This window comes from Acinetobacter sp. I-MWF (assembly GCF_025433935.1).
GTDB lineage: Bacteria > Pseudomonadota > Gammaproteobacteria > Pseudomonadales > Moraxellaceae > Acinetobacter > Acinetobacter guillouiae.
In genome coordinates, this window is record NZ_JAMBAR010000001.1 from 852710 (window position 1) to 874871 (window position 22162).

Sequence of the window (22162 nt, forward strand, 5' to 3'; positions counted from 1 at the left end):
ACTGCTTATCTTTTGAAAGAGGAGACTTTCCATTCACGACTGAATCAGTAATGGGCTCCTCCCTTTTTAAAAGGTGAGGAACCATGAGTTCAGTAAGGGAGGGATGATTTACTTCATCTCTTTTAATTGACGTGCTGCATCTTCTGCATAATAGGTCCAAATACCATCTGCACCTGCACGACGGAAGCACATTAAGGATTCCATAATCACGCTTTCAGATAACCAGCCATTTTGGATGGCTGCTGCAAGCATGGCATATTCACCACTGACTTGATAAACAAAGGTCGGGACACCAAAGGTATCTTTAACTTCACGTACCACATCCAGATACGGCATACCCGGTTTGACAATCACCATGTCCGCACCTTCTTGAATATCAAGGGCGATTTCATGCAGTGCTTCAGCACGATTACCGACATCCATTTGGTAGTTATACTTATTACCACCTTTTAGGTTGGATGATGAGCCAACTGCATCGCGGAAAGGGCCGTAGAAACTAGATGCGTATTTTGCAGAGTACGCCATGATGCTGGTATAAATAAAATCATTACTTTCTAAAGCTTGGCGGATTGCACCAATACGGCCGTCCATCATGTCACTTGGCGCGATCACATCTGCACCTGCTTCAGCATGGCTTAAGGCTTGTTTGATCAGGCATTGAACCGTTTCATCATTTAATACATAACCTGTATCGTCAATAATGCCGTCCTGACCATGTGTGGTATAAGGATCTAATGCACCATCCGTGATGAGTACCATCTCAGGCAGTTCTTTTTTTAACAAACGTAAAGTATTTTGAACTAACCCGTCTTCATGCCATGCAGCTTCAGCTGTTAAACTTTTGTCTTGTTGTGGTGTAACCGGAAATAAGGCAAGTTTTGATACACCAAGTTCTAATAGGGTTTCTGCTTTTTTCAACAATAAGTCTGCTGACAATCGTTGAACATTTGGCATACTTGGTACATCTTGGCTTTGGTTTTGTCCCGGAAGTACAAATACTGGATAAATGAGATGATCTGCCGTGAGTTGAGTCTCTCTTACCATTGCTCGAAGCTTATCGTTTTTACGGATACGGCGCATACGAGTAGCTGGAAAAGCAGGACGATTGAACGTATAAGTCATAACAATCTCGATGTTCAGTATTAAACTAGGCATATATTGTAGCCCTTTCATATATTTTTTGGGAAAAAGCTGAAAATTTTTCTCAATATTGGTTTCGAAATGATGATGAGTGATTCTTCTAAAACTGATTCTGCGCCTAGCGAATCGCAAAAAAAGTGGACTGGTAATTTACATTTAGGCGCGAAAGCAGATCTAAATGTGGTGCTTAACCAACTCACTAAAGCGTTTAATGGTTCGCCTTATTTTTCACATAACAATATGCAAATGCGTGTTGTTAATGATGAGATTGAAGGCTATATCGAAATGAAACCGTATTTGATTGGCAATGTCGCATTTCAAATTTTACATGGTGGTGTGGCCGCGACATTGCTGGATAGTATTGGTGGAATTGTGGCAATGGGGGAGCTGTATAAACGTGCAGAACCAGACCAATTGCCAGACACGTTAAAGAAAGTTTCTCGTTTAGCAACAGTTGATATGCGTGTGGATTATCTTGCACCTGGGCGCGGTGAATACTTTATTGCCAAAGCTGAAACCTTGAGAATGGGGCGTAAAGGTTGCACCATGCGTATGACGATGTTCAACAATGAAGGTAAGGCGATTGCAACAGCCATTGCTTCTTATGCCTATTGATCAAGCTGACTAAGTGTACTAATCAGTACACTTTTGTATTCATTGTGTCAATATAAGCCAGTAAAATACATATTTTGCTGGCTTATTTTTTCTTAAAAAAATATGAATATCAATAAGATTGACCTCTTTTGTAAAGATAAACTATAGAGTAATATTTTTATTCTCATAATATGATTTTTACCTGTAAAATTGGGCACCACAATTTTAAGAAGTTGACTTATTCAACCATCAAGCAACGTCATATAGATATGATTAAGCAGTTTTTCAGTTTATATCTCCAAAATGCAAAGATGTTTTGACAAGTCCAAGTAAGCTAGGAACATGCGATGACTGACGCGCAAACGACGAATGCCTCTCCAAATGATGAAAATCAAGCGCAAGCAGATTTGGAAGCCAAACAAAAACGTAAAAAAATGCTGAAGATTTTTGCCATTATTGTTGTTGTAGCTGCAATTCTATATGCAATTTGGGCTTTTATTTTTGGCAATATTGTTGAAACGGACAACGCCTATGTCGGTGCTGAAACTGCTGAAATCACCTCAATGGTCAGCGGACAAGTTGCTGAGGTTTTGGTCAGTGATACTCAACAAGTGAGAAAAGGCGATGTACTTGCGATTATTGATAATCGTGATGCAAAAATCGCTGTTGCAGAAGCTGAAGCGGCGTTGACCAAAGCCAAGCGTCAATATACACAAAGCTCGGCAAATAGCAGTTCATTGTCCTCACAGATTTTAGTCAGTGCAGATGATATTAACAGTGCCAAAGCACAAGTGGCGCAAGCCGATGTGGCGTATCAACAAGCACAGCAAGAATTTGCACGCCGTCAGCAGTTAAGCGCGACAGGTGCAATCTCTAAAGAAGAATTTAGCAAAGCACAAAGTGCTTTAAACAATGCCAAAGCAAATGTCGATGTGGCAAAAGCAGCATTGGCGCAAACAGAATCTAAGCGTAAAGCTGCACAAAGTAATTTAGATGCCAATGAAGCTTTAATTCGGGGGACCTCACAAAGTTCAACCCCTGACGTATTGGTGGCTCAAGCCAAACTTGATCAAGCACTTTTAGATTTACAACGTACAGAAATTAAAGCCCCGTTAGATGGTGTGATTGCCCGTCGTAGTATTCAAGTGGGGCAACGTATTGCACCTGGGACAAGTTTGATGAAAGTGGTGCCTTTGGCTGAACTTTATGTGGATGCAAACTTTAAAGAAAGTCAGTTGCAAAACGTGAAAGTTGGTCAGAAGGCAACCCTCACTTCAGACCTCTATGGCAAGAAAGTAGAGTATCACGGTACGGTGATCGGCTTTTCTGGTGGTACAGGTTCAGCATTTGCGTTGATTCCTGCACAAAATGCGACAGGTAACTGGATTAAAGTGGTTCAACGTCTACCTGTACGTATCAAACTCGATCCTAAAGAGTTGGCTGAGCATCCATTACGTGTGGGTTTATCCATGAATGCTGAGGTTGATACCTCTTCAGCGAAGTAATCACTTATGAATACAGCAACGTTTCAAAGTGAGCTTAAAGGTGGGCGTTTACTTCTTGCCGCCTTCTTTTTAGCACTTGCCAATTTTATGGTCGTACTGGATATGACCATTGCCAATGTTTCTGTGCCCCATATTACCGGAAGTTTAGCAGTATCAAGTTCTCAAGGGACTTGGGTGATTACCTCCTATGCCGTTGCTGAAGCCATCTGTGTACCTTTAACTGGTTGGCTTGCAGGACGTTTTGGTGCTGTTCGGGTATTTACCATCAGTCTGATTGGCTTTACCACATTTTCAATTCTTTGTGGCTTATCCAATAGCTTGGCGATGTTAGTGATCTGCCGTATCGGACAGGGTTTATTTGGTGGTCCAATCATGCCACTCAGTCAAACTTTGTTGATGCGTATTTTCCCACCCGAAAAGCATTCCCAAGCAATGGGGATGTGGGCAATGACGACGGTTGTTGGGCCGATTCTAGGCCCTATTTTAGGTGGTACGATCAGTGATAATTGGTCATGGCATTGGATTTTCTTTATCAATATTCCAGTGGGTGTGATTTGTGCTGTTGGGGTGATGCGCCTATTAAAAGTTGCTGAAACACCGATTGCTAAACTCCCGATTGATACCATTGGTCTAACGCTGCTGATCGTTTGGATTGGTGCATTACAGTTAATGCTCGATTTGGGGCATGAGCGGGATTGGTTTAATAACAGCTTTATTTGTATTTTGGCTGTGATTTTGGTGGTTGGATTTATTGCCTTTTTCATCTGGGAATATTATGAAAAACATCCTATCGTCAATATACAAATTTTCCGATACCGTGGTTTTACTATAGCAACAATCTCATTGGCCTTTGCCTTTGCCGCATTCTTTGGCAGTATTGTACTCATTCCACAATGGTTACAGATTAACTTGGGCTATACCGCATCTTGGGCAGGTTATCTGACTGCGACAATGGGCTTTGGTAGCTTGATGATGTCGCCTGTGGTTGCCAAACTTGCGACTAAATACGACCCGAGAGCTTTGTCGAGTTTTGGGCTGATGATTTTGGGTGGTGTCACATTAATGCGTTCATTTTGGACCAATGATGCTGACTTTATGGCGCTGGCGTTACCACAGATTATTCAAGGTTTTGCGGTACCGTTCTTCTTTATCCCACTGTCTAATATTGCTTTAGGTGTGGTACGTCCAGATGAAGTGGCTTCTGCTGCGGGTTTGATGAACTTTATGCGAACCATGGCAGGCGCAATTGGTGCATCTATTGCGGTGACCATTTGGGATGATCATACCAAGCTGGCACGCAGTGAAATCGTGTCGACCATGCATGTTGAGGAAACTCAACGTAACTTGGTCAACAGTGGCTTTAGTCCTGAAATGGCGTTGGGTACCATTTCTAACTTGGTGGATAAAGAGGCTTTAACGCTTTCGGTTAATCATGTATTTTTGATCTTTGCGATGATCTTTATTTTTGCAGGATTGATTATTTGGTTATGTCCAAAACCGAAAGGGAATGTCGGCGCAGGGCATGCACATTAGAATTTAAGTTGTATAGAAGCCTACTGAAAAGTGGGCTTTTTTATCGCTACAATGACAACAGATCAAGACTATTTTTTGCTATTTTATCTATTGATCAAGATCAGGGTATAATACAGCGATTGTGTACCGCGATGAGTAATATGTATGAAGCCTGAATTCCAGCAAGGAAAAATTAAACAATACGATGCCGATAGAGGCTTTGGCTTTATTGGTGGACTTGAACAAGATATTTTCTTTCATATTTCGGATTTTCCGCTTGCAGAGGGTGAGCCAAAGCGAAATGAAAGAGTTAAATTTATCGTTGTTGAAAATAACGGCAAGTTAAAAGCAACCAAAATTGAGCGTGTTGAAGATCAATCAGCAAAAGCCAAAAAGACCAGAATTGTTGAAAACAATAAGTCCATTACCAATAATTTGTTGTCTAATTTTAGAAAGTAATCAATGTTGAGAATTGAGGGCATTTGATTTAAATGCCTTGTATCTCTAAAAGACCAATTAAATTTAATGTTTTGCCAGCTATCTATTGGCATTTGTGTATGAACAGGATCAGAGTAAATAATTGGGCCATCCCATTTTGAATGATCCTAGGGATTATTGTGGATAGGGATTTCCCCTTAAATTCCTAAAATCATCTGATAGGGTTTAAACCCATCCAATACGACATTAGCAATCAAATCAATAAATGGTCCAGTATTATCATTCGCCATCCATTGATCTAACGCTTCATAGTAAGCTAATCGATTTTCTACAGTAATTACACTTGGTGGATAACCCGCTTTAAGCAATTCAAGGTTCATCAATAACCGAGATGTGCGACCATTTCCATCAACAAAGGGATGGATCGCTACGAAATCTGCATGAACTTTGGCTGCTCGTTCAACTGGGTGTAATTTATGAGCATCACGATTATACCAATCAATAAACTGAGCCATTTTGTCATTGAGCAATGTGTGGTCTGGTGGGGTAGTCGTAGCACCTGAGATTAAGACATTTTGTTGACGGTATCGCCCAGCATTTTCATCATCAATATTTTTTAAGATGAATTGATGAATATTACGAATTTGCCATTCTGAAAAGGGTTCTTGCCTTTTGATAATATCTTCAACATACAAAATTGCATCACGATGATTGATCGCTTCAAAATGCTCTCTTAATGCTTTACCACCTATCGTAATTCCTTCAAGGACAACCTTGGTTTCTAACAAGGTTAAAGTATTGCCTTCAATGGCATTGGAGTGATAAGTCCAACGTAATATGAGGTCTTCGTGTAGATTTTTGACAATTGTAGATGAAAGAGGTCGATGCTGATCTAATTTAGCTTTTAAATCATCAATGATCTCAAACATGTTTTATCTCTACAGACGAAATAAAATGATCATACATGAAAAAATGATTGCAATAAAATCTAACCGCTACCTCTATCATTCGCTGTATGGCGAGGAGAGCTATTGTAGGCATTAGAGTCGTTAATTAAAGTATGCTTTGGGTCATTTAATCATTATAAAATTCAATTGTTTAATATTTTTTTAATAAAGTGCTAAGGATTTAAGATCAACTTTTTCCTGAACGGAGGCATCTATCAAGCCTCTCAATTTATGCACAAGTCCCTCTTTAATAAAAAGGGACTGGCTCGTATTTTATAAAAGGGTTTCGGATTAAGAAACCGAATCATCCAAATTTGGTGCTAACCAACGCTTCGCTTCATCCAAAGTCCAATTCTTCCGCTTTGCATAATCTTCTAGCTGATCCAACGCAATTTTACCCACGTTAAAATATTCAGACTGTGGGTTGGCATAGTAGAAACCACTGACACTTGATGGTGGCCACATTGCAAAACTGCTGGTTAATTGGGTACCAATCTTATCTGTGGTGCCTAGCCAATCAAACAAAGACGCCTTTTCAGAATGCTCAGGGCAAGCTGGGTAGCCCGGTGCAGGACGAATACCGACATACTTCTCTTTGATTAATTCTTCATTAGAGAGTTGTTCATCTGCTTGATATCCCCAGAACTCTTTACGAATACGTTCATGCAAGTGTTCTGCAAACGCTTCAGCAAAACGATCACCCAAAGACTGAGCAAGAATGGCGGAGTAATCATCCCCTTTGGCTTTATACTCATGCGCCATTTCTTCCGCACCAAAAATTGAAACGGTAAAACCACCCAAGTAGTCTTCGGCTTGTGCTTTTGTTGCAACAAAATCAGCCAAAGACAAATTCGGTTTACCTGTGACTTTATCCGATTGCTGACGAATATGATGGAAGGTATGAGTTACAGATTGACCATCTTCGCTAAAGACCTCAACAGAGTCTGCGGCTGAACGGTTTGCAGGATAAATCCCAAAAACGGCACGCGCATCGAAACGTTTATTGTCAATAATGTCTTTTAGCATCGCCTGAGCTTGATTATATAAATCAGTTGCAGCTTCACCGACAATCTCATCGTGTAAAATTTTCGGGAATTTACCTGCCAGACTCCAAGAAATAAAGAATGGGGTCCAGTCAAAATATTCCACCAATGTATCAAGAGGATAATCGGTTAAGGTTTGCAAACCAATAAAGTTAGGTTTTACTGGTGGATTGGCGGCAAAGTCAATTTTTAGACCATTTTCAATGGATTCTGTATACGACAATTTAGCTGCTTTTGGTTGCTTATTGGCAATACGTTCACGTACTTTTTCATATTCAGCACGATGCTCATCGACAAATTTAGGCTTCATTTCAGGAGACAGCAGGGTGGTTGCAACACCCACCGCACGAGAAGCATCAGCAACATAGATCACTGCATCATTTGAGTATTGCGGATCAATTTTTACTGCAGTATGTGCTTTCGATGTGGTTGCACCACCAATCAACAGTGGGATTTTAAAGCCCTTGCGTTGCATTTCTTTTGCGACAAACACCATTTCATCAAGCGATGGGGTAATCAAACCTGATAAACCGATAATATCGACTTTTTCATCAATCGCAGTTTGTAAAATTTTCTCGCAAGACACCATGACACCAAGGTCAACAATGTCATAACCATTACACCCAAGTACAACACCGACAATGTTTTTACCAATATCGTGTACATCGCCTTTTACAGTCGCCATCAACACTTTACCTTTGGATTGGCTGCCTGTTTTTTCAGCTTCAATGTACGGGTTTAACCATGCTACAGCTTGTTTCATCACGCGTGCAGATTTGACCACTTGAGGTAAGAACATTTTACCTGAACCAAATAAGTCACCGACCACATTCATACCATCCATCAATGGACCTTCAATCACATCAAGTGGACGTTTGGACTTTAAACGGGCTTCTTCAGTATCTTCATCGATAAAGCTAGTAATCCCTTTGACCAATGCATATTCAAGACGCTTTTCAACAGGTTCATTACGCCATTCAAGGTTTTCAACCTGTTTTTGAGCAGCACTTTGACCACGGTACTGTTCAGCAACTTCAAGCAATTTTTCAGTTGCATCTTGACCGCTTTCACCTTGATTCTGATTGAGAATGACATCTTCAACAGCGGCTTTCAGCTCTTTCGGAATATCATCATAGATGGCCATCTGCCCCGCATTGACAATCCCCATGGTCATGCCTTGTTTGATGGCATAGTAAAGGAATACAGAGTGAATGGCTTCACGCACAGGTTCATTGCCACGGAAAGAGAATGATACGTTCGACACACCACCAGAAATCATGGCATGTGGTAAGTTTTGTTTAATCCAGCCTGTTGCTTCAATAAAGTCCACCGCATAGTTATTGTGCTCTTCAATCCCTGTTGCGACAGCAAAAACGTTCGGGTCAAAAATAATGTCTTCCGCAGGAAAACCGATTTCATTCACGAGCACATCATAAGAACGCTTACAGATTTCACGTTTACGTGTGGCAGTATCTGCCTGACCGGTTTCATCAAATGCCATCACAATGACTGCTGCACCATATTGACGGCATAAACGTGCTTTATGGACAAACTCGTCATAACCTTCTTTTAAGGAAATCGAGTTAACAACAGGTTTACCTTGTACACATTTTAAACCTGCTTCAATGATTTCCCATTTAGAGGAGTCAATCATGATTGGCACTTTAGAAATTTCAGGCTCAGATGCAACCAGATTTAAGAAATGTACCATCGCATTTTGCGAATCGAGCATTCCTTCATCCATATTGATGTCAATGATTTGCGCGCCTGAAACGACTTGTTGTAATGCAACATCAAGTGCTTCAGCAAAGTTTTCTTCACGGATTAAACGGAGAAATTTTTTAGAACCCGTGACATTGGTACGTTCACCGACATTGACGAACAATGAATCGTCATAAATATTAAATGGCTCTAAACCACTGAGGCGACATGCAGGCTTGATGTTAGGAATTTTACGTGGTGGTATGTCTTTGACCGCATTATAAATGGCACGAATATGGTCAGGTGTTGTACCACAACAGCCACCAGTGATATTGATCAAACCACTTTCAGCAAATTCTTTTAAGAAGGCTGCTGTTTCTTCTGGTGTTTCATCATAGCCACCAAATGCGTTCGGTAAGCCAGCGTTTGGATGCGCTGAAACAAAAACATCGGCAACATCTGATACAGTTTTGACATGTGGACGCATGGCATCTGCACCCAAGGCGCAGTTAAATCCAATCGACAATAAATCGCCGTGACGAACAGAGTTCCAGAATGCTTCTGCAGTTTGTCCTGTTAAGGTACGACCAGAAGCATCAGTAATTGTGCCTGAAATCATCAGCGGTAATTCACGGCCAAGCTGTTTAAAGACTTCTTTTACCGCAAAAATTGCTGCTTTACAGTTTAGTGTATCAAACACCGTTTCAATGAGAAGGATGTCTGCGCCACCTTCAATTAAAGCATGCGTGGCTTCAATATAATTTTCTTTGAGTTCATCAAAGGTAATGTTACGAAACGCGGGATCATTCACATTTGGTGAGATAGAACAGGTACGTGATGTTGGCCCCAATACCCCAGCAACAAAACGTGGTTTGTCAGGGGTTGAGTATTTTTCACAAGCAGCTTTGGCAAGGCGGGCTGCTTCAAAGTTAATCTCATGGACTAAATCTTCCATGTGATAGTCAGACATTGAAACCCGTGTGCCGTTAAAGCTATTGGTTTCAATAATGTCAGCACCAGCATCTAGGTAAGCTTCATGGATGCCTTGAATAATTTGTGGCTGAGTTAACACCAGAAGGTCATTGTTGCCTTTTAAATCAGATGCCCAGTCAGCAAAACGCTCACCACGGTAATCAGCTTCTTCCAGTTTATGGCGTTGGATCATAGTTCCCATTGCACCATCAATAATTAGGATGCGTTTGGCAAGAAGCTCTTTTAACGTGGTAAGCGTGGACATTAAAACTCTCAATAAAATCGGATTTTAAAAATAGCCGATATGTTATCAGAATGTAGACTTTCAAGGTACCAATCTTGACACACTTCCTGATGACAGATTTTTGATTTAGAAAATTTAAAAAAATTCAAATAATTCATTCTAAAAAATCATGCATTTAGAGGCATACATGATTTTTTTGCACAAGCGTAAAAAAATGTTGAAACCTTAAGTTTAAGTGTTAATTTAATCACATAATTTATTATAAATGTGAGATAAGAACATGAATAAGGTCTATAAAATCGTTTGGAATGAAGCTTTAGGCACTTGGTGTGCGATTTCAGAGGTATCCAAGACACGGGGTAAACGATCTTCTGCTAAAACAACTGTTGCAGGTGCGTTATTGGCAGTTTCAGCATTGACTATGTCGAGTATGGCAGGGGCGATAGTCGTGGGGCTCAGTAATAATGTGACGGATCTACAGAATAACAATGTTTTGGGAAATAATAATACGCTCCCCAATACCCAAAATACGACTGTATTGGGGAATAAAAATACAGCGACACAAAGTAATACTTTAGTTTTGGGGAACAATGTCACAAGTAATCAAGCCAACAGTGTGGTTTTAGGAAATGAATCTACAGATCGTGTAGCAACGACAGTAAATCAAGTCGCCATTAACGGTGAAGACTACACAGTTGCAGGTGCTGGTTCTGCAGCAAATGGTGTAGTGAGTGTGGGTAAAGTTGGTGGTGAGCGTCAAATCATCAATGTTGCTGCTGGTGAAATTAGCGCCAGCAGTACAGATGTAGTGAACGGTTCGCAGTTATATGCAACTCACAAAGCCATTGCTGATAGTCAAACCCATTATGTCAGTGTCAACGATGGTGGCACTCAAGGTAATAACTACAATAATGATGGAGCAACAGGTCTTAATGCGATCGCTGTGGGTGTAGGCGCTAAGGCGGTTGGTGAAAATGATATTGCTATCGGTTCTGGTGCGCAAGCAATGGGTGGTCGTGCCGTGGTAATCGGCCTCAATGCGGGAAGTGGAAATATTTCAGATGGAGATGCCAATGTATTGATTGGTCTGAATGCTGGCACTAACAATGATGGTCGCTGGAATACGAGCGTTGGTTCGAATAGTGGGGATAACACCAAAGGACAAAGAAATACAGCTTTAGGTGACTATGCTGGTCGTGATGTCACAGGGAATGGCAACATCGGATTGGGCGCAAGTGCGGGCGTAAAAGTTACAGGTGAAACTAATCTTGCTGCGGGTGCGTCGGCTGGAGGTAATGTAGAGGGAAGCCATAATACCGCTTTGGGTAGAACATCAGGTGTTGATGTAATTGGTAACTCAAATACTGCGACTGGACTGGACTCTGGCAGTATGGTTAGGGGAAGTAGTAACTCAGCTTATGGTCAAATGTCTGGGCGCAGTGTTACTGGCGATAGAAATGTGGCTATTGGTGTAAGTTCAGGCAGCAATATTTCAGGCAACTACAATGCTGCATTAGCTTATGGAGCAGGTAACAACGGTGTGGGAAATCTTAACACTGCTTTAGGCTTTACAGCGGGTAGTGAAGTCAACGGTGATTCCAATAGTGCAGTAGGTGATTCAGCAGGACAAAGAGTTATAGGTAACCAAAACACTGCTCAAGGTCGGGTGGCAGGCCAAGATATATTTGGTCACCAAAATACAGCAGTAGGTGCAGGAGCTGGTTCTAGTGTGGGTACCAAGACAAACGATAGTAATTATAACAGTGCTTTGGGTATTAATGCGGGGCGTAATGTCCAAGGTAACAGTAATCTTGCTCTTGGTGATACTGCGGGTAATAACGTTACGGGTAGTCGGAATGTCGCTTTGGGGCGAGCAGCGGGTCAAGGTCTAAACAATGTAGATGATGCCACTAGTTTGGGCAGTGGGGCTAAGGCTGCTGTTAGTAACAGTGTTGCTTTGGGTGCAAATAGTGAGGCGATCCGTGATGTAAACAGTGAAGTTGCTTATGTACCACTAGGTACTACGATTGTTGCAGCCAATGCGGCGGGTGGTGAAGTGTCAGTGGGGACGGTTGGAAAAGAACGCCGTATTACCAATGTTGCAGCGGCAAGCCAAGATACTGATGCAGTAAACCTATCACAACTTAAAGCAGCTCAGGCTGCGGCTTCTACTCATTATTTCAGTGTTAATGATGGCGGTACTCAAGGTAATAACTACAATAATGATGGTGCAACTGGAAAAAATGCTTTAGCTGTGGGTGTAGGTGCTAAGGCGGTTGGTGAGAACGCAATTGCCATTGGCAATGTCACTAGTGATGCTGCAAATAGTATTGCGATTGGGAATAATAATTCCCTAAGTAATAGCGCAAGTTCTAGTACGGCAATTGGTCACAATAACAATGTTACAGGTAATGAGGCTATAGCTTTAGGTGCTAACAATACTGTAAAAGATTTCTCCGGTGTTGCAGTCGGCAGTTATAACAATGCAGAGGGGTATCGTTCTATTGCGGTCGGTGCGGAGAATAAAACAAAAGGTCAATGGTCTTCTGCATTTGGTGTTTGGAATATAGCCGAGGGAGAGCGAGCTACAGTTTTAGGTGCCAATAATACAATCCAAGGTACTCGTGCGCTAGGTATGGGCGTCGCCAACGAGATTTCAAGTGCAAGTGAATATAGTTCAGCTGTTGGCGCATTTAATAAAATCACTGATAGCACGAAGTCTTTGACTGCGGGTTTTCGTAATACGGTGACTGGTGGTGATAAAAATAGTGTTCTCGGGAACGAAAATACACTGAATAATGCTAAGAATACGACTGTATTAGGCAATAAAAATACAGTTGCTCAAGATAATACTCAAGTCCTAGGTAACAATGTCACAACAACTCAAGCCAACAGTGTGGTCTTAGGTAACGCATCCACAGATCGTGCAGCGAGTGTTGTAGATAAAGTCACTATTAATGGCGATGATTATGCATTTGCAGGTGTAGGATCAACAGCCAATGGTGTTGTCAGTGTGGGTAAAGTCGGTGGTGAACGTCAAATCATCAATGTAGCTGCAGGTGAAATTAGTGCAAGTAGTACAGATGCCATTAACGGTTCACAATTGTATGCGACAAACCAAGCAATTGAAAAACTTTATGCTGGTGCAGGGGATACGACTCATTATGTCAGTATCAATGATGGTGGTACCCAAGGCGGGAATTATAATAATGATGGGGCAATAGGTAAAAATGCTGTAGCAGTAGGTGTGGGTGCGAGTGCAACTGGTGATGGTGCTACTGCGCTTGGCCTTAATTCCTCTGCCAAGAGTAAAGATGCGGTTGCGCTTGGAACGGATGCGCATGCCGAGTTGGAAGGTAGTGTTGCACTTGGTAAAGGCTCAGTTGCTAATACTGCAGCGGGTATCGCTGGCTTTGATCCATTGACAGGTTTTGGTTCTAGCAATACTGGGAGTACATGGCGAAGTAGTGCAGCAGCATTTTCCGTGGGGGATGTCTCAAGGGGAATCACTCGTCAAATTACTGGGGTAGCAGCGGGTACTGCAGATACAGACGCGGTCAATGTTGCACAATTAAAGGCTGCAATATCTAAAGCCAATGAAGCTAAGGGTTCTACAGAAACTGTAAGTGCAGGTAAAAATACTGAAGTAACGAAAACCACTAAGGCAGATGGCTCAACCGATTATCAAGTTGCAACCAAAGATGATGTCAGTTTTGATTCGGTCACGGTGGGTAATATTAAAGCTGATTCACAAAACAATACCATCAGTGGTTTGGCTGACGGTAAGGTGAGTGCTGATTCTGATCAAGCCATTAATGGTAGTCAATTACATGATACCGCTGAAAGCGTTGCAAATGCATTGGGCGGAAATGCAAAAGTTAATCCAGATGGAACGATCAAAACCAGTAATATTGGAAATACAGGTAAAGACAATGTGCATGATGCAATTGCTTCAATACATGGACAGGTTGCCGGTGCTAAAACCAGCGTGTCTGCAGGTAAGAACACTGTTGTAAACAGTAGTACCAATGCAGATGGTTCAAATAACTATCAAGTGGCTTTAGCAGAGGATATTCAGTTAAATTCTGTTACTGCGAATCAAGTCACAGCAAAGCAAGTTACAGCGAATAAGGTCAATGTGGGTAAAGTCACGATTGATGGGACAACCAATAAAGTCAGTGGTTTAGCAAATGGTGAAATTACCTCAACCTCTACGGATGCCATTAACGGTTCACAATTACACCAAACCAATAGCAGTGTGGCGCAACATTTAGGTGGCGGCTCAACACTGAACAAAGATGGTTCGATTGGTGCACCTACCTATAACGTTGCAGGGGGAACCTTCCATAATGTAGGGGATGCCTTGGGCGCTATAGATACTCGGGTAAGTAATCTGGAACAAGCTTTCTATGACACCAATAAAAATATGGATGACTTGCGTAACGATACTTATGCGGGTATCGCAGGTGCGATGGCGGTAGGTAACTTACCACAACCCACTGAAGCGGGTATGAGTATGGTTAGTGCGGGTGTCTCCGGTTACCGAGGTGAAACTGCAGTAGCAATCGGGGTGAGTGCCATTACTGACAGCAATAAGATCGTCTGGAAAATGGGTGCTTCTGCTGACAGCCGTAGCAATATTGGTGGTGCAGTGTCTATGGGCTATCAGTGGAAATAATTTTAATTAAACATAAGTATTCAATTTACATTCAGGATCAGCTTTCGAGATGATCTTAAGTCAAAAACTCAGTGTTTACAGAACACTGAGTTTTTTGTAATCATTTTATGTATTGATTGAAAACTAAATGGTGGATTGGCTTTTTAAAGCAAGTCTTTAAAAAAATGTAAGAAAAATTGCTTGGATAATCTCTTTATTTTTTGCACATTATTTGTCTAACACATACAATTCACAGCGATTTATTGCTGATGTTGGGTACTTTGGCGAAAGGCATATTGTTGGCGCTAAACTTGCATAGATTTGATAAATTGGGGTTATGGGAAAACATTTAAAAATAAACTTAAAAGCATGTTTGTTTTTTCATCAATTTGTCATAAATTTCATGAAAAATAGCAATGCCAAATGATGAATAGCTTAAATTGGTCTGAAATATTACAAATATTATTTCAGCCTGAAATATAATATTTTGTAAAAAATGTTTTGATTTTATTGGTGTAAGATACTAATTATAAATAATAAAGATATTAATTTTGTCGCTTATGTAGCGAAATACTGAAGTGAAATAATTATAAATTTCACTTCATATGACCTCTATTTGTCATATAATTGTCACAATTTAATTGAACAATAAGCGCATTCTAATATTCGCTAACTTTCTGCATGAATTCGAATTTACCTCCCGTCTCAGATTCTGCACAATCGTCTCAAGCTACTAAATCGACGAATGTCCATGTACCTACACCGAAATTTTTTATGCCGGTGTTTCTGACGATCATTATTGCTACCTTGATTTATATTGGGGTGCAAGTTAGTGCAGATTTAGCACATGTTCCACCGTTAAGCCTTTATTCAGTGATTCTTTTAGCGACAGCGTTATTTATCGCTTTGGGGTTTGAGTTTGTAAATGGTTTTCATGATACAGCCAATGCTGTAGCAACTGTGATCTATACCAATGCATTGCCTGCACCTGTAGCAGTGATGTGGGCAGGCTTTTGTAACTTCCTTGGGGTAATGGTTGCCAGTGGTGCAGTTGCGTATGGAATTATTGCCTTACTTCCTGTTGAATTGATCATGAATGTAGGCAGTGGCGCTGGTTTTGCTATGGTTTTTGCCATGCTGATTGCGGCGATTTTGTGGAATTTAGGGACTTGGTTCTTAGGTATTCCGGCATCGAGCTCTCATACCTTGATTGGCTCCATTTTGGGTGTAGGCATCATGAACTACATTTTGCACGCTTCAACGGGTGCAAGTGGAGTAGACATGGATCAAGTGCTTAAAGTGGGTAAAGCATTACTGTTTTCTCCTTTGATTGGTTTTGCATTTGCAGCAATTGTATTTTTGATTGTTAAAAAAATATTTAAAAAACAACTTGAGTTGTTCCAACCCCCTGAAGGCAATAAGCCACCACCACCTTTGATTCGTGCGATTTTGATTTTCACTTGTACCGGTGTAAGCTTTGCACATGGTTCAAATGACGGTCAAAAAGGTATGGGTTTAATCATGCTGATTTTGATTGGTATTGTGCCTTTGGCTTATTCGTTGAATAGAGGATTAGACCAACAGCATTTACAGTCATTCTCACAATTGTCTGGTCAAACTGCGACGGCAATTTATGCACAGCATGCTGATATTCCAGATGAACAAGCGCGTGTAACCATTACTAAATTTATCCAAACCAAAGAAATGAATCCCGAAGTTGTTCCTGCATTGGCCAGTTTGACTGATCATTTGGGCGAGCGTGTTGGTAAATTCGGTGATCTCAAAGATATCCCCGAGGCTGAAGTATCTTCATTACGTAATGATATGTACTTAAGCACCACAGCTTTTAAACGCTTGGATAAAGCGGATCAACTTCCAAAAATGGATGAAGCTCAAGGCAAAGTGGTAAAAGAGTATCGCAAAAACTTAGATTCTTTCCTTCAATATATTCCAAACTGGGTAAAAGTTGCTGTGGCATTGGCACTAGGTTTAGGAACAATGGTGGGATGGAAACGTATTGTGGTTACTGTGGGTGAGCGTATTGGTAAACATCATATGACCTATGGTCAAGGGATGTCTGCTGAACTTGTAGCAATGTCTACAATTGCTGCTGCAGATGGTTTTGGTTTACCTGTTTCAACCACACATGTACTGAACAGTGCGGTTGCGGGAACCATGGTTGCCAACAAAACTGGATTGAATTTTGCAACAGTCAAAACGATTCTTTCTGCATGGATTTTTACCTTACCTGCAACGATTTGTTTATCAGGCGGTTTATTCTGGTTATTTTTAAAAGTATTTTAATTTAAAAGCTAGAGATGGCGATTGTTTTAAAATTTGAATGATCGTTGTTGCTTGAATTAAAAAGAAAATGAGTGCACTCTGGTGCACTTTTTTTATTTGGATAATGAAATTTTAAATTATGAATAACACAATTTCACCATTGAAAAAAACTTATAAAAAAATTAAGGTGTGGTTGTAAATCAAACTTGAGAAAAATGAGCATGTATTTAAGAAAATCACTTTGTGCTGCTGTATTACTTGGAATGTCCTTACCTGTATTTGCACAGGGAATTGTATTAAATAATGAAGATCTTCGCACAGATTTGAACTGGTTAAATCAACAAGGTGTGATTCAAATCAGTACATCGACTTGGCCAATGAGTGGGGATGAAATTCAACGTGCCTTATCTCAAGCAAAAGTTTTAAACAATACTCAACAAAAAGTTATTGATTCAATTCAAAATGCACTAAAAGCAGATAATCAAACCGCAAAATTAGGTTTGTTTGCCGAAACTGATCAAAAAAATATTCCTCAAGCTTTTGGGGACAGCGCAAAAGCACAGTATGTGGGTTCATTAGAATTTAATGCAGGCGGTGAAAACTGGGATGCAAAGCTTCGTGTGAATGGTGAAAAAGATCCGCAAATTGACAATGGTCAAGATGTCAATGTAGAGGGCTCATACATTGCAGGGAAGTTATGGAATCAGTGGGTTATTGCGGGTCAAATCCCAACATATTGGGGGCCAGGACATGATGGTAGTTTGATTCGTGGTGATGCCAGCCGTCCTGTTTATGGTTTTACGGCGCAACGTGCTGAACAAAAAGCTTTTGAATCTAAATGGTTGTCTTGGATTGGCCCTTGGCAATATCAAGCATTTGCTGGGCAGTTGAATGATTATACGGCTGTGCCTGATGCGCGTTTAATGGGATTGCGCTTAACTGCTCAACCTTTACCTTATTTAGAAATCGGTGCATCACGTGCTTTCCAAATTGATGGAGAAGGTCAACCAGGAAGTGCAAAAGCTTATTGGAATGCTTTTATTGGGAAAGACAATGAGTGTGCAGATAGCACTTGTACAGGGGTGGGTAATCCATCCAACCAGCTTGCTGGATTTGATGCGCGTTTAAATCTTCAATCTTTGCTGAATGTTCCTATGAGTTTTTATGGGCAATATATTGGTGAAGATGAAGCGGGTTTACTACCATCTAAAAAAATGTATTTAGCTGGTGCTGACTATTCCTCAAGTTTTAAAAATTTGCCATACCAGCTGTATGTTGAATGGGCGAATACAGAAACAAATGGCGATCCATTAGGTGTTTCTTATAGTCACCATGTTTATAAAGATGGTTATTACCAACAAGGTTTCCCATTGGGACATGCAATGGGTGGTGATGGTGAAATGATTTCTGTTGGTGGTGATATTCGTTTTGATGTGATGAATCGTTTATCTGGCCGTGCACTGTATGCCAAAGTCAACCAATCTGCTGCTCTATTTGGTGATAAGCAAATCAACTTAGCATTCCCTGAAAAAGACAAAATTAAAGCGTTAGATTTAACTTGGACACATTATATTAAACCGACTATGCCATTAAAAATTAATGGTTGGGTCAGTGATTCTGATGTACATGGCAATGATGCAGGTGCTTCTGTAGGAATCGAAATTCCTTTAGATAAAGCATTATTCGGCCATTAAGCCCTGAGTTGTCAGACTGTACATATCTAATTTTAGGCATATACAGTTTGATGAGCTGGGACTAAGCTAAAATCGCTTCTTTAAAATTTTTACAAAAGAAGCGATTTTTAGTTTTTGATTGTTGGTTGAATTATTTGATATGCAGATCTTCAATTTTTTAAATGAATTACATCTAATAAGTTATGTTAATACCTTTTTATATTGGATAAATCCAGTTTTATTCGCAATACGATCATAAAGGTGTTGGGCGCTAATATTGGATTCTTGAGTGAGCCAATAAACACGGTCAAACTTTGTTGCGCAGAAATGATAACAATGCTCAATTAATTGCCGAGCTAAACCTCGATTCCTAAAAGCTTCATCCACAAATAAATCTTGTAGATAACAGTAGGGTAAATCTGTCCACATGCTCATATGTGTAATCAAATGTACAAAGCCAACCACCTGACCATTTACTTTGATGGCAAAACCAAACATATCAGTTTGTTCAGGATTTGTGATTCGCTTCCAAGATAATCTTATTTGTTCATCACTGAGTTGTGATTTATAAAATGTTAAATAGCCGTGCCAAAGTGGAAGCCATTGCTCAAAATCAATCTGTTCTAGTGCAATAATTTGTGTGGTCATGCCAATCTCTTGTTGTTGCTTATGATGTTTTTATATATGAATATAAAAAAACAAGCAAAAGGGTTGAGGTGTAAATCACTATAATGAATATAAATTTTAATATGTGTAATAAGTACACGTTTTTGTGAGCTGGTGCTGTCAATGCCTATATCTGAGGAAAGACTTACTCATCTAAAACAGCTTGAAGCTGAGAGTATTCATATCATCCGTGAAGTTGCTGCTGAGTTTGAAAATCCAGTGATGCTTTACTCAATCGGGAAAGACTCAGCTGTCATGCTGCATCTTGCTTTAAAAGCATTTTATCCTGCTAAACTTCCTTTCCCACTGTTGCATGTCGACACAGGCTGGAAGTTTAAGGACATGATTAAATTCCGTGACAACATGGCAAAAGAACATGGTTTTGATCTGATCGTGCATCAAAACAAAGAAGGTAAAGATGCTGGTGTAAATCCATTTGATTATGGTAGCTCAAAATATACCGATATTATGAAAACCCAAGGCTTAAAACAGGCATTGGATAAATATCAGTTTGATGCTGCATTTGGTGGTGCACGCCGTGATGAAGAAAAGTCACGTGCAAAAGAACGTGTTTATTCTTTCCGTGATGCTAAACATCGTTGGGATCCTAAAAACCAACGTCCAGAGCTTTGGAATCTTTATAACGGTAAAGTCAATAAAGGCGAGAGTATCCGTGTATTCCCATTGTCAAACTGGACTGAGTTAGACATTTGGCAATATATCTACCAAGAAAGTATTCCTTTGGTACCTTTGTATTTAGCAGCTGAACGTCCAGTTGTTGAGCGTAGTGGTACGTTGATCATGGTGGATGATGAACGTATGCGTTTAAAAGAAGGTGAAGTTCCACAAATGAAATCGGTACGTTTCCGTACTTTGGGCTGTTACCCGTTGACAGGTGCAGTTGAATCAACGGCAACAACATTGCCTGAAATTATCCAAGAAATGCTTTTAGCCACCAGCTCTGAACGTCAAGGTCGTATGATTGACCACGATGAAGCAGGTTCGATGGAAAAGAAAAAGCAAGAAGGCTATTTCTAAGTATTTTTTATATGAATCTTCCCCTAACCCCTCTTTATAAAAGAGGGGGGAACTCCAGCAAGAAAACGGAGGACTTAGGAGGATTTAAAGATATAGCAACCGATTTCAAAATATTGTGGAGCTTTGAGCAATGTCTCATCAATCAGAATTAATTAGCCAAGATATCTTGGCATATTTAAAACAGCACGAAAATAAAGACCTGTTAAGATTTTTGACTTGCGGTAATGTGGATGATGGTAAATCAACGTTAATTGGTCGTTTACTTTACGATTCAAAATTGATTTATGAAGATCAATTACAAGCAGTAACCCGTGATTCGAAAAAAGTGGGCACCACAGGTGATGCACCTGACTTGGCCTTGCTTGTCGATGGTTTACAAGCTGAACGTGAGCAAGGTATTACCATTGATGTGGCTTATCGTTATTTTTCTACTGAAAAGCGTAAGTTTATCATTGCTGATACCCCAGGGCATGAGCAATATACCCGTAACATGGCCACAGGCGCATCTACCGCAGATCTTGCAATCATCTTGATTGATGCTCGTTATGGCGTACAAACACAAACTCGCCGTCATACTTTTATTGCGAGCCTATTGGGTATTCGTAATATCGTAGTTGCGATTAACAAAATGGACTTGGTTGAATTCTCTGAAGCGCGTTTCAATGAAATTCAAGTTGAGTATAATAATTTTGTCAATCAATTGGCTGAGCGTAAACCTGCCAATATCATCTTCTCGCCAATTTCTGCATTGAATGGCGATAACGTTGTAAATAAATCCGCAAATACGCCGTGGTATCAAGGTAAAACCTTGATGGAAACATTGGAAACTGTTGAAATTACACATGATGTAAGCAAACATGAATTCCGTTTTCCTGTGCAATATGTGAACCGTCCTAACCTCGATTTCCGTGGTTTCTGCGGTACGATTGCTTTAGGTGAAGTGAAAGTTGGCGATGAAATTGTGGCTTTACCTTCAGGCAAGAAATCAACAGTGAAAGAAATAGTCACTTTTGATGGCAATTTAGCACATGCAATTGCTGGTCAAGCAGTGACTTTGACCTTGAATGATGAAATTGATATTTCGCGTGGTAATGTCTTGGTCAAAGCAGGTGAGCAACCGCTCATTTCACGTTCTGCTCGTGCGACAGTCGTATGGATGACTGATCAGCCTTTAGTGTTGGGCAAACTTTATAATGTGAAGTTTGGTACACAAACCATTCCGGCTAAGGTTGCGAAGATTAACTATCGTACCAATGTCAACACATTGGAAAAAATGCAAGTTGAACAGCTTGATTTAAATGCAATTGCAGATGTAACGATTGAGTTTGATGCACCAGTGGTATTTGACCGTTATCATGATAGTCGTTATACGGGTTCTTTTATCTTTATTGACCGTTTAAGTAATGTGACTGTTGGTGCGGGTATGGTTGAAGCTGCGGTTGAATGGACTGCACACAATGAACCTGTCACTGCTGAAGCACGTGCTGCACGTTTAGGTCAAAAACCGGCTGTGGTTGCTGTATCTGCTCAAGTACTTAAACATGCACAATCTCTTGAAAGCTTATTGATTCAACAAGGTGTTGTTGCGATTGCAAAAACAGGTTTATCAAGCGATCAAGTTGCATTGCTTCGTCAAACTGGTGTTGTGGTGGTGACGGATGTTGAACAGGGTGCTGATGTAGCATTTGCTCAAGAAGCAGTTGAAGAATTGGCTGAAAAAATTGTGGAATTGGTTCGTCTTTAAGAGAT

At 40.5% G+C, this 22162-nt stretch carries 13 protein-coding genes; 9 read left to right on the plus strand and 4 right to left on the minus strand.

What is annotated here, in order from left to right; genetic code table 11:
• Nucleotides 1-108: 108 nt before the first annotated feature.
• The gene (gene hemB, locus M2R48_RS04105) at nt 109-1122 is read right to left on the minus strand and encodes a porphobilinogen synthase (RefSeq protein WP_016539219.1); all 1014 of its coding nucleotides are present in this window, start codon (nt 1120-1122) and stop codon (nt 109-111) included.
• A gap of 99 nt (nt 1123-1221) precedes the next feature.
• Between hemB and M2R48_RS04110 the strand changes: the two genes are divergently transcribed.
• From M2R48_RS04110 to M2R48_RS04125, 4 genes are all read left to right on the plus strand, one after another.
• The gene (locus M2R48_RS04110; RefSeq protein WP_004722808.1) at nt 1222-1755 is read left to right on the plus strand and encodes a thioesterase family protein; all 534 of its coding nucleotides are present in this window, start codon (nt 1222-1224) and stop codon (nt 1753-1755) included.
• A 326-nt stretch (nt 1756-2081) separates the two neighbouring features.
• Entirely contained in the window at nt 2082-3239 is a 1158-nt protein-coding gene (locus tag M2R48_RS04115; protein ID WP_004722805.1) for an HlyD family efflux transporter periplasmic adaptor subunit, read from the plus strand.
• A 6-nt stretch (nt 3240-3245) separates the two neighbouring features.
• Nucleotides 3246-4772 carry a DHA2 family efflux MFS transporter permease subunit gene (locus M2R48_RS04120; protein WP_262085175.1) on the plus strand — a complete coding sequence of 509 codons (1527 nt, stop codon included), beginning with the start codon at nt 3246-3248 and terminating at the stop codon, nt 4770-4772.
• A gap of 144 nt (nt 4773-4916) precedes the next feature.
• Nucleotides 4917-5210 (plus strand): cold-shock protein, encoded by a 294-nt coding sequence (locus M2R48_RS04125; RefSeq protein ID WP_004819352.1) that lies wholly within the window; start codon nt 4917-4919, stop codon nt 5208-5210.
• A gap of 176 nt (nt 5211-5386) precedes the next feature.
• Here M2R48_RS04125 and M2R48_RS04130 read toward each other — a convergent pair whose 3' ends face one another.
• The gene (locus M2R48_RS04130) at nt 5387-6118 is read right to left on the minus strand and encodes a Fic family protein (RefSeq protein ID WP_262085176.1); all 732 of its coding nucleotides are present in this window, start codon (nt 6116-6118) and stop codon (nt 5387-5389) included.
• A 309-nt stretch (nt 6119-6427) separates the two neighbouring features.
• Complete coding sequence (gene metH, locus M2R48_RS04135) at nt 6428-10117, minus strand: methionine synthase (RefSeq protein WP_262085177.1); 3690 nt, start codon at nt 10115-10117, stop codon at nt 6428-6430.
• Between the two features lie 259 nt (nt 10118-10376).
• Here metH and M2R48_RS04140 point away from each other — a divergent pair, with 259 nt between their 5' ends.
• The 3 genes from M2R48_RS04140 (at nt 10377) to M2R48_RS04150 (ending at nt 18730) form a co-directional block, all read left to right on the plus strand.
• Nucleotides 10377-14774 carry a YadA-like family protein gene (locus M2R48_RS04140; protein ID WP_262085178.1) on the plus strand — a complete coding sequence of 1466 codons (4398 nt, stop codon included), beginning with the start codon at nt 10377-10379 and terminating at the stop codon, nt 14772-14774.
• A gap of 660 nt (nt 14775-15434) precedes the next feature.
• Complete coding sequence (locus M2R48_RS04145) at nt 15435-17057, plus strand: inorganic phosphate transporter (RefSeq protein ID WP_262085179.1); 1623 nt, start codon at nt 15435-15437, stop codon at nt 17055-17057.
• A 200-nt stretch (nt 17058-17257) separates the two neighbouring features.
• Nucleotides 17258-18730, plus strand: coding sequence for a capsule assembly Wzi family protein (locus M2R48_RS04150; RefSeq protein ID WP_262087441.1), 1473 nt, complete (start codon nt 17258-17260; stop codon nt 18728-18730).
• Between the two features lie 180 nt (nt 18731-18910).
• On the opposite strand, the gene M2R48_RS04155 is transcribed toward M2R48_RS04150, so the two are convergent.
• Nucleotides 18911-19357 carry a GNAT family N-acetyltransferase gene (locus tag M2R48_RS04155; protein ID WP_262085180.1) on the minus strand — a complete coding sequence of 149 codons (447 nt, stop codon included), beginning with the start codon at nt 19355-19357 and terminating at the stop codon, nt 18911-18913.
• Nucleotides 19358-19504: 147 nt separating this feature from the next.
• Between M2R48_RS04155 and cysD the strand changes: the two genes are divergently transcribed.
• Entirely contained in the window at nt 19505-20413 is a 909-nt protein-coding gene (gene cysD, locus M2R48_RS04160; protein WP_171066897.1) for a sulfate adenylyltransferase subunit CysD, read from the plus strand.
• A gap of 130 nt (nt 20414-20543) precedes the next feature.
• Entirely contained in the window at nt 20544-22157 is a 1614-nt protein-coding gene (gene cysN, locus M2R48_RS04165; RefSeq protein ID WP_262085181.1) for a sulfate adenylyltransferase subunit CysN, read from the plus strand.
• Nucleotides 22158-22162 lie beyond the last annotated feature (5 nt).

What these genes read in the sequence shown, in the direction of transcription:
- hemB (WP_016539219.1), bottom strand. Translation starts at nt 1,122, where the DNA reads ATGACTTATACGTTCAATCGTCCTGCTTTTCCAGCTACTCGTATGCGC.
- M2R48_RS04110 (WP_004722808.1), top strand. Translation starts at nt 1,222, where the DNA reads ATGATGATGAGTGATTCTTCTAAAACTGATTCTGCGCCTAGCGAATCG.
- M2R48_RS04115 (WP_004722805.1), top strand. Translation starts at nt 2,082, where the DNA reads ATGACTGACGCGCAAACGACGAATGCCTCTCCAAATGATGAAAATCAA.
- M2R48_RS04120 (WP_262085175.1), top strand. Translation starts at nt 3,246, where the DNA reads ATGAATACAGCAACGTTTCAAAGTGAGCTTAAAGGTGGGCGTTTACTT.
- M2R48_RS04125 (WP_004819352.1), top strand. Translation starts at nt 4,917, where the DNA reads ATGAAGCCTGAATTCCAGCAAGGAAAAATTAAACAATACGATGCCGAT.
- M2R48_RS04130 (WP_262085176.1), bottom strand. Translation starts at nt 6,118, where the DNA reads ATGTTTGAGATCATTGATGATTTAAAAGCTAAATTAGATCAGCATCGA.
- metH (WP_262085177.1), bottom strand. Translation starts at nt 10,117, where the DNA reads ATGTCCACGCTTACCACGTTAAAAGAGCTTCTTGCCAAACGCATCCTA.
- M2R48_RS04140 (WP_262085178.1), top strand. Translation starts at nt 10,377, where the DNA reads ATGAATAAGGTCTATAAAATCGTTTGGAATGAAGCTTTAGGCACTTGG.
- M2R48_RS04145 (WP_262085179.1), top strand. Translation starts at nt 15,435, where the DNA reads ATGAATTCGAATTTACCTCCCGTCTCAGATTCTGCACAATCGTCTCAA.
- M2R48_RS04150 (WP_262087441.1), top strand. Translation starts at nt 17,258, where the DNA reads ATGTATTTAAGAAAATCACTTTGTGCTGCTGTATTACTTGGAATGTCC.
- M2R48_RS04155 (WP_262085180.1), bottom strand. Translation starts at nt 19,357, where the DNA reads ATGACCACACAAATTATTGCACTAGAACAGATTGATTTTGAGCAATGG.
- cysN (WP_262085181.1), top strand. Translation starts at nt 20,544, where the DNA reads ATGTCTCATCAATCAGAATTAATTAGCCAAGATATCTTGGCATATTTA.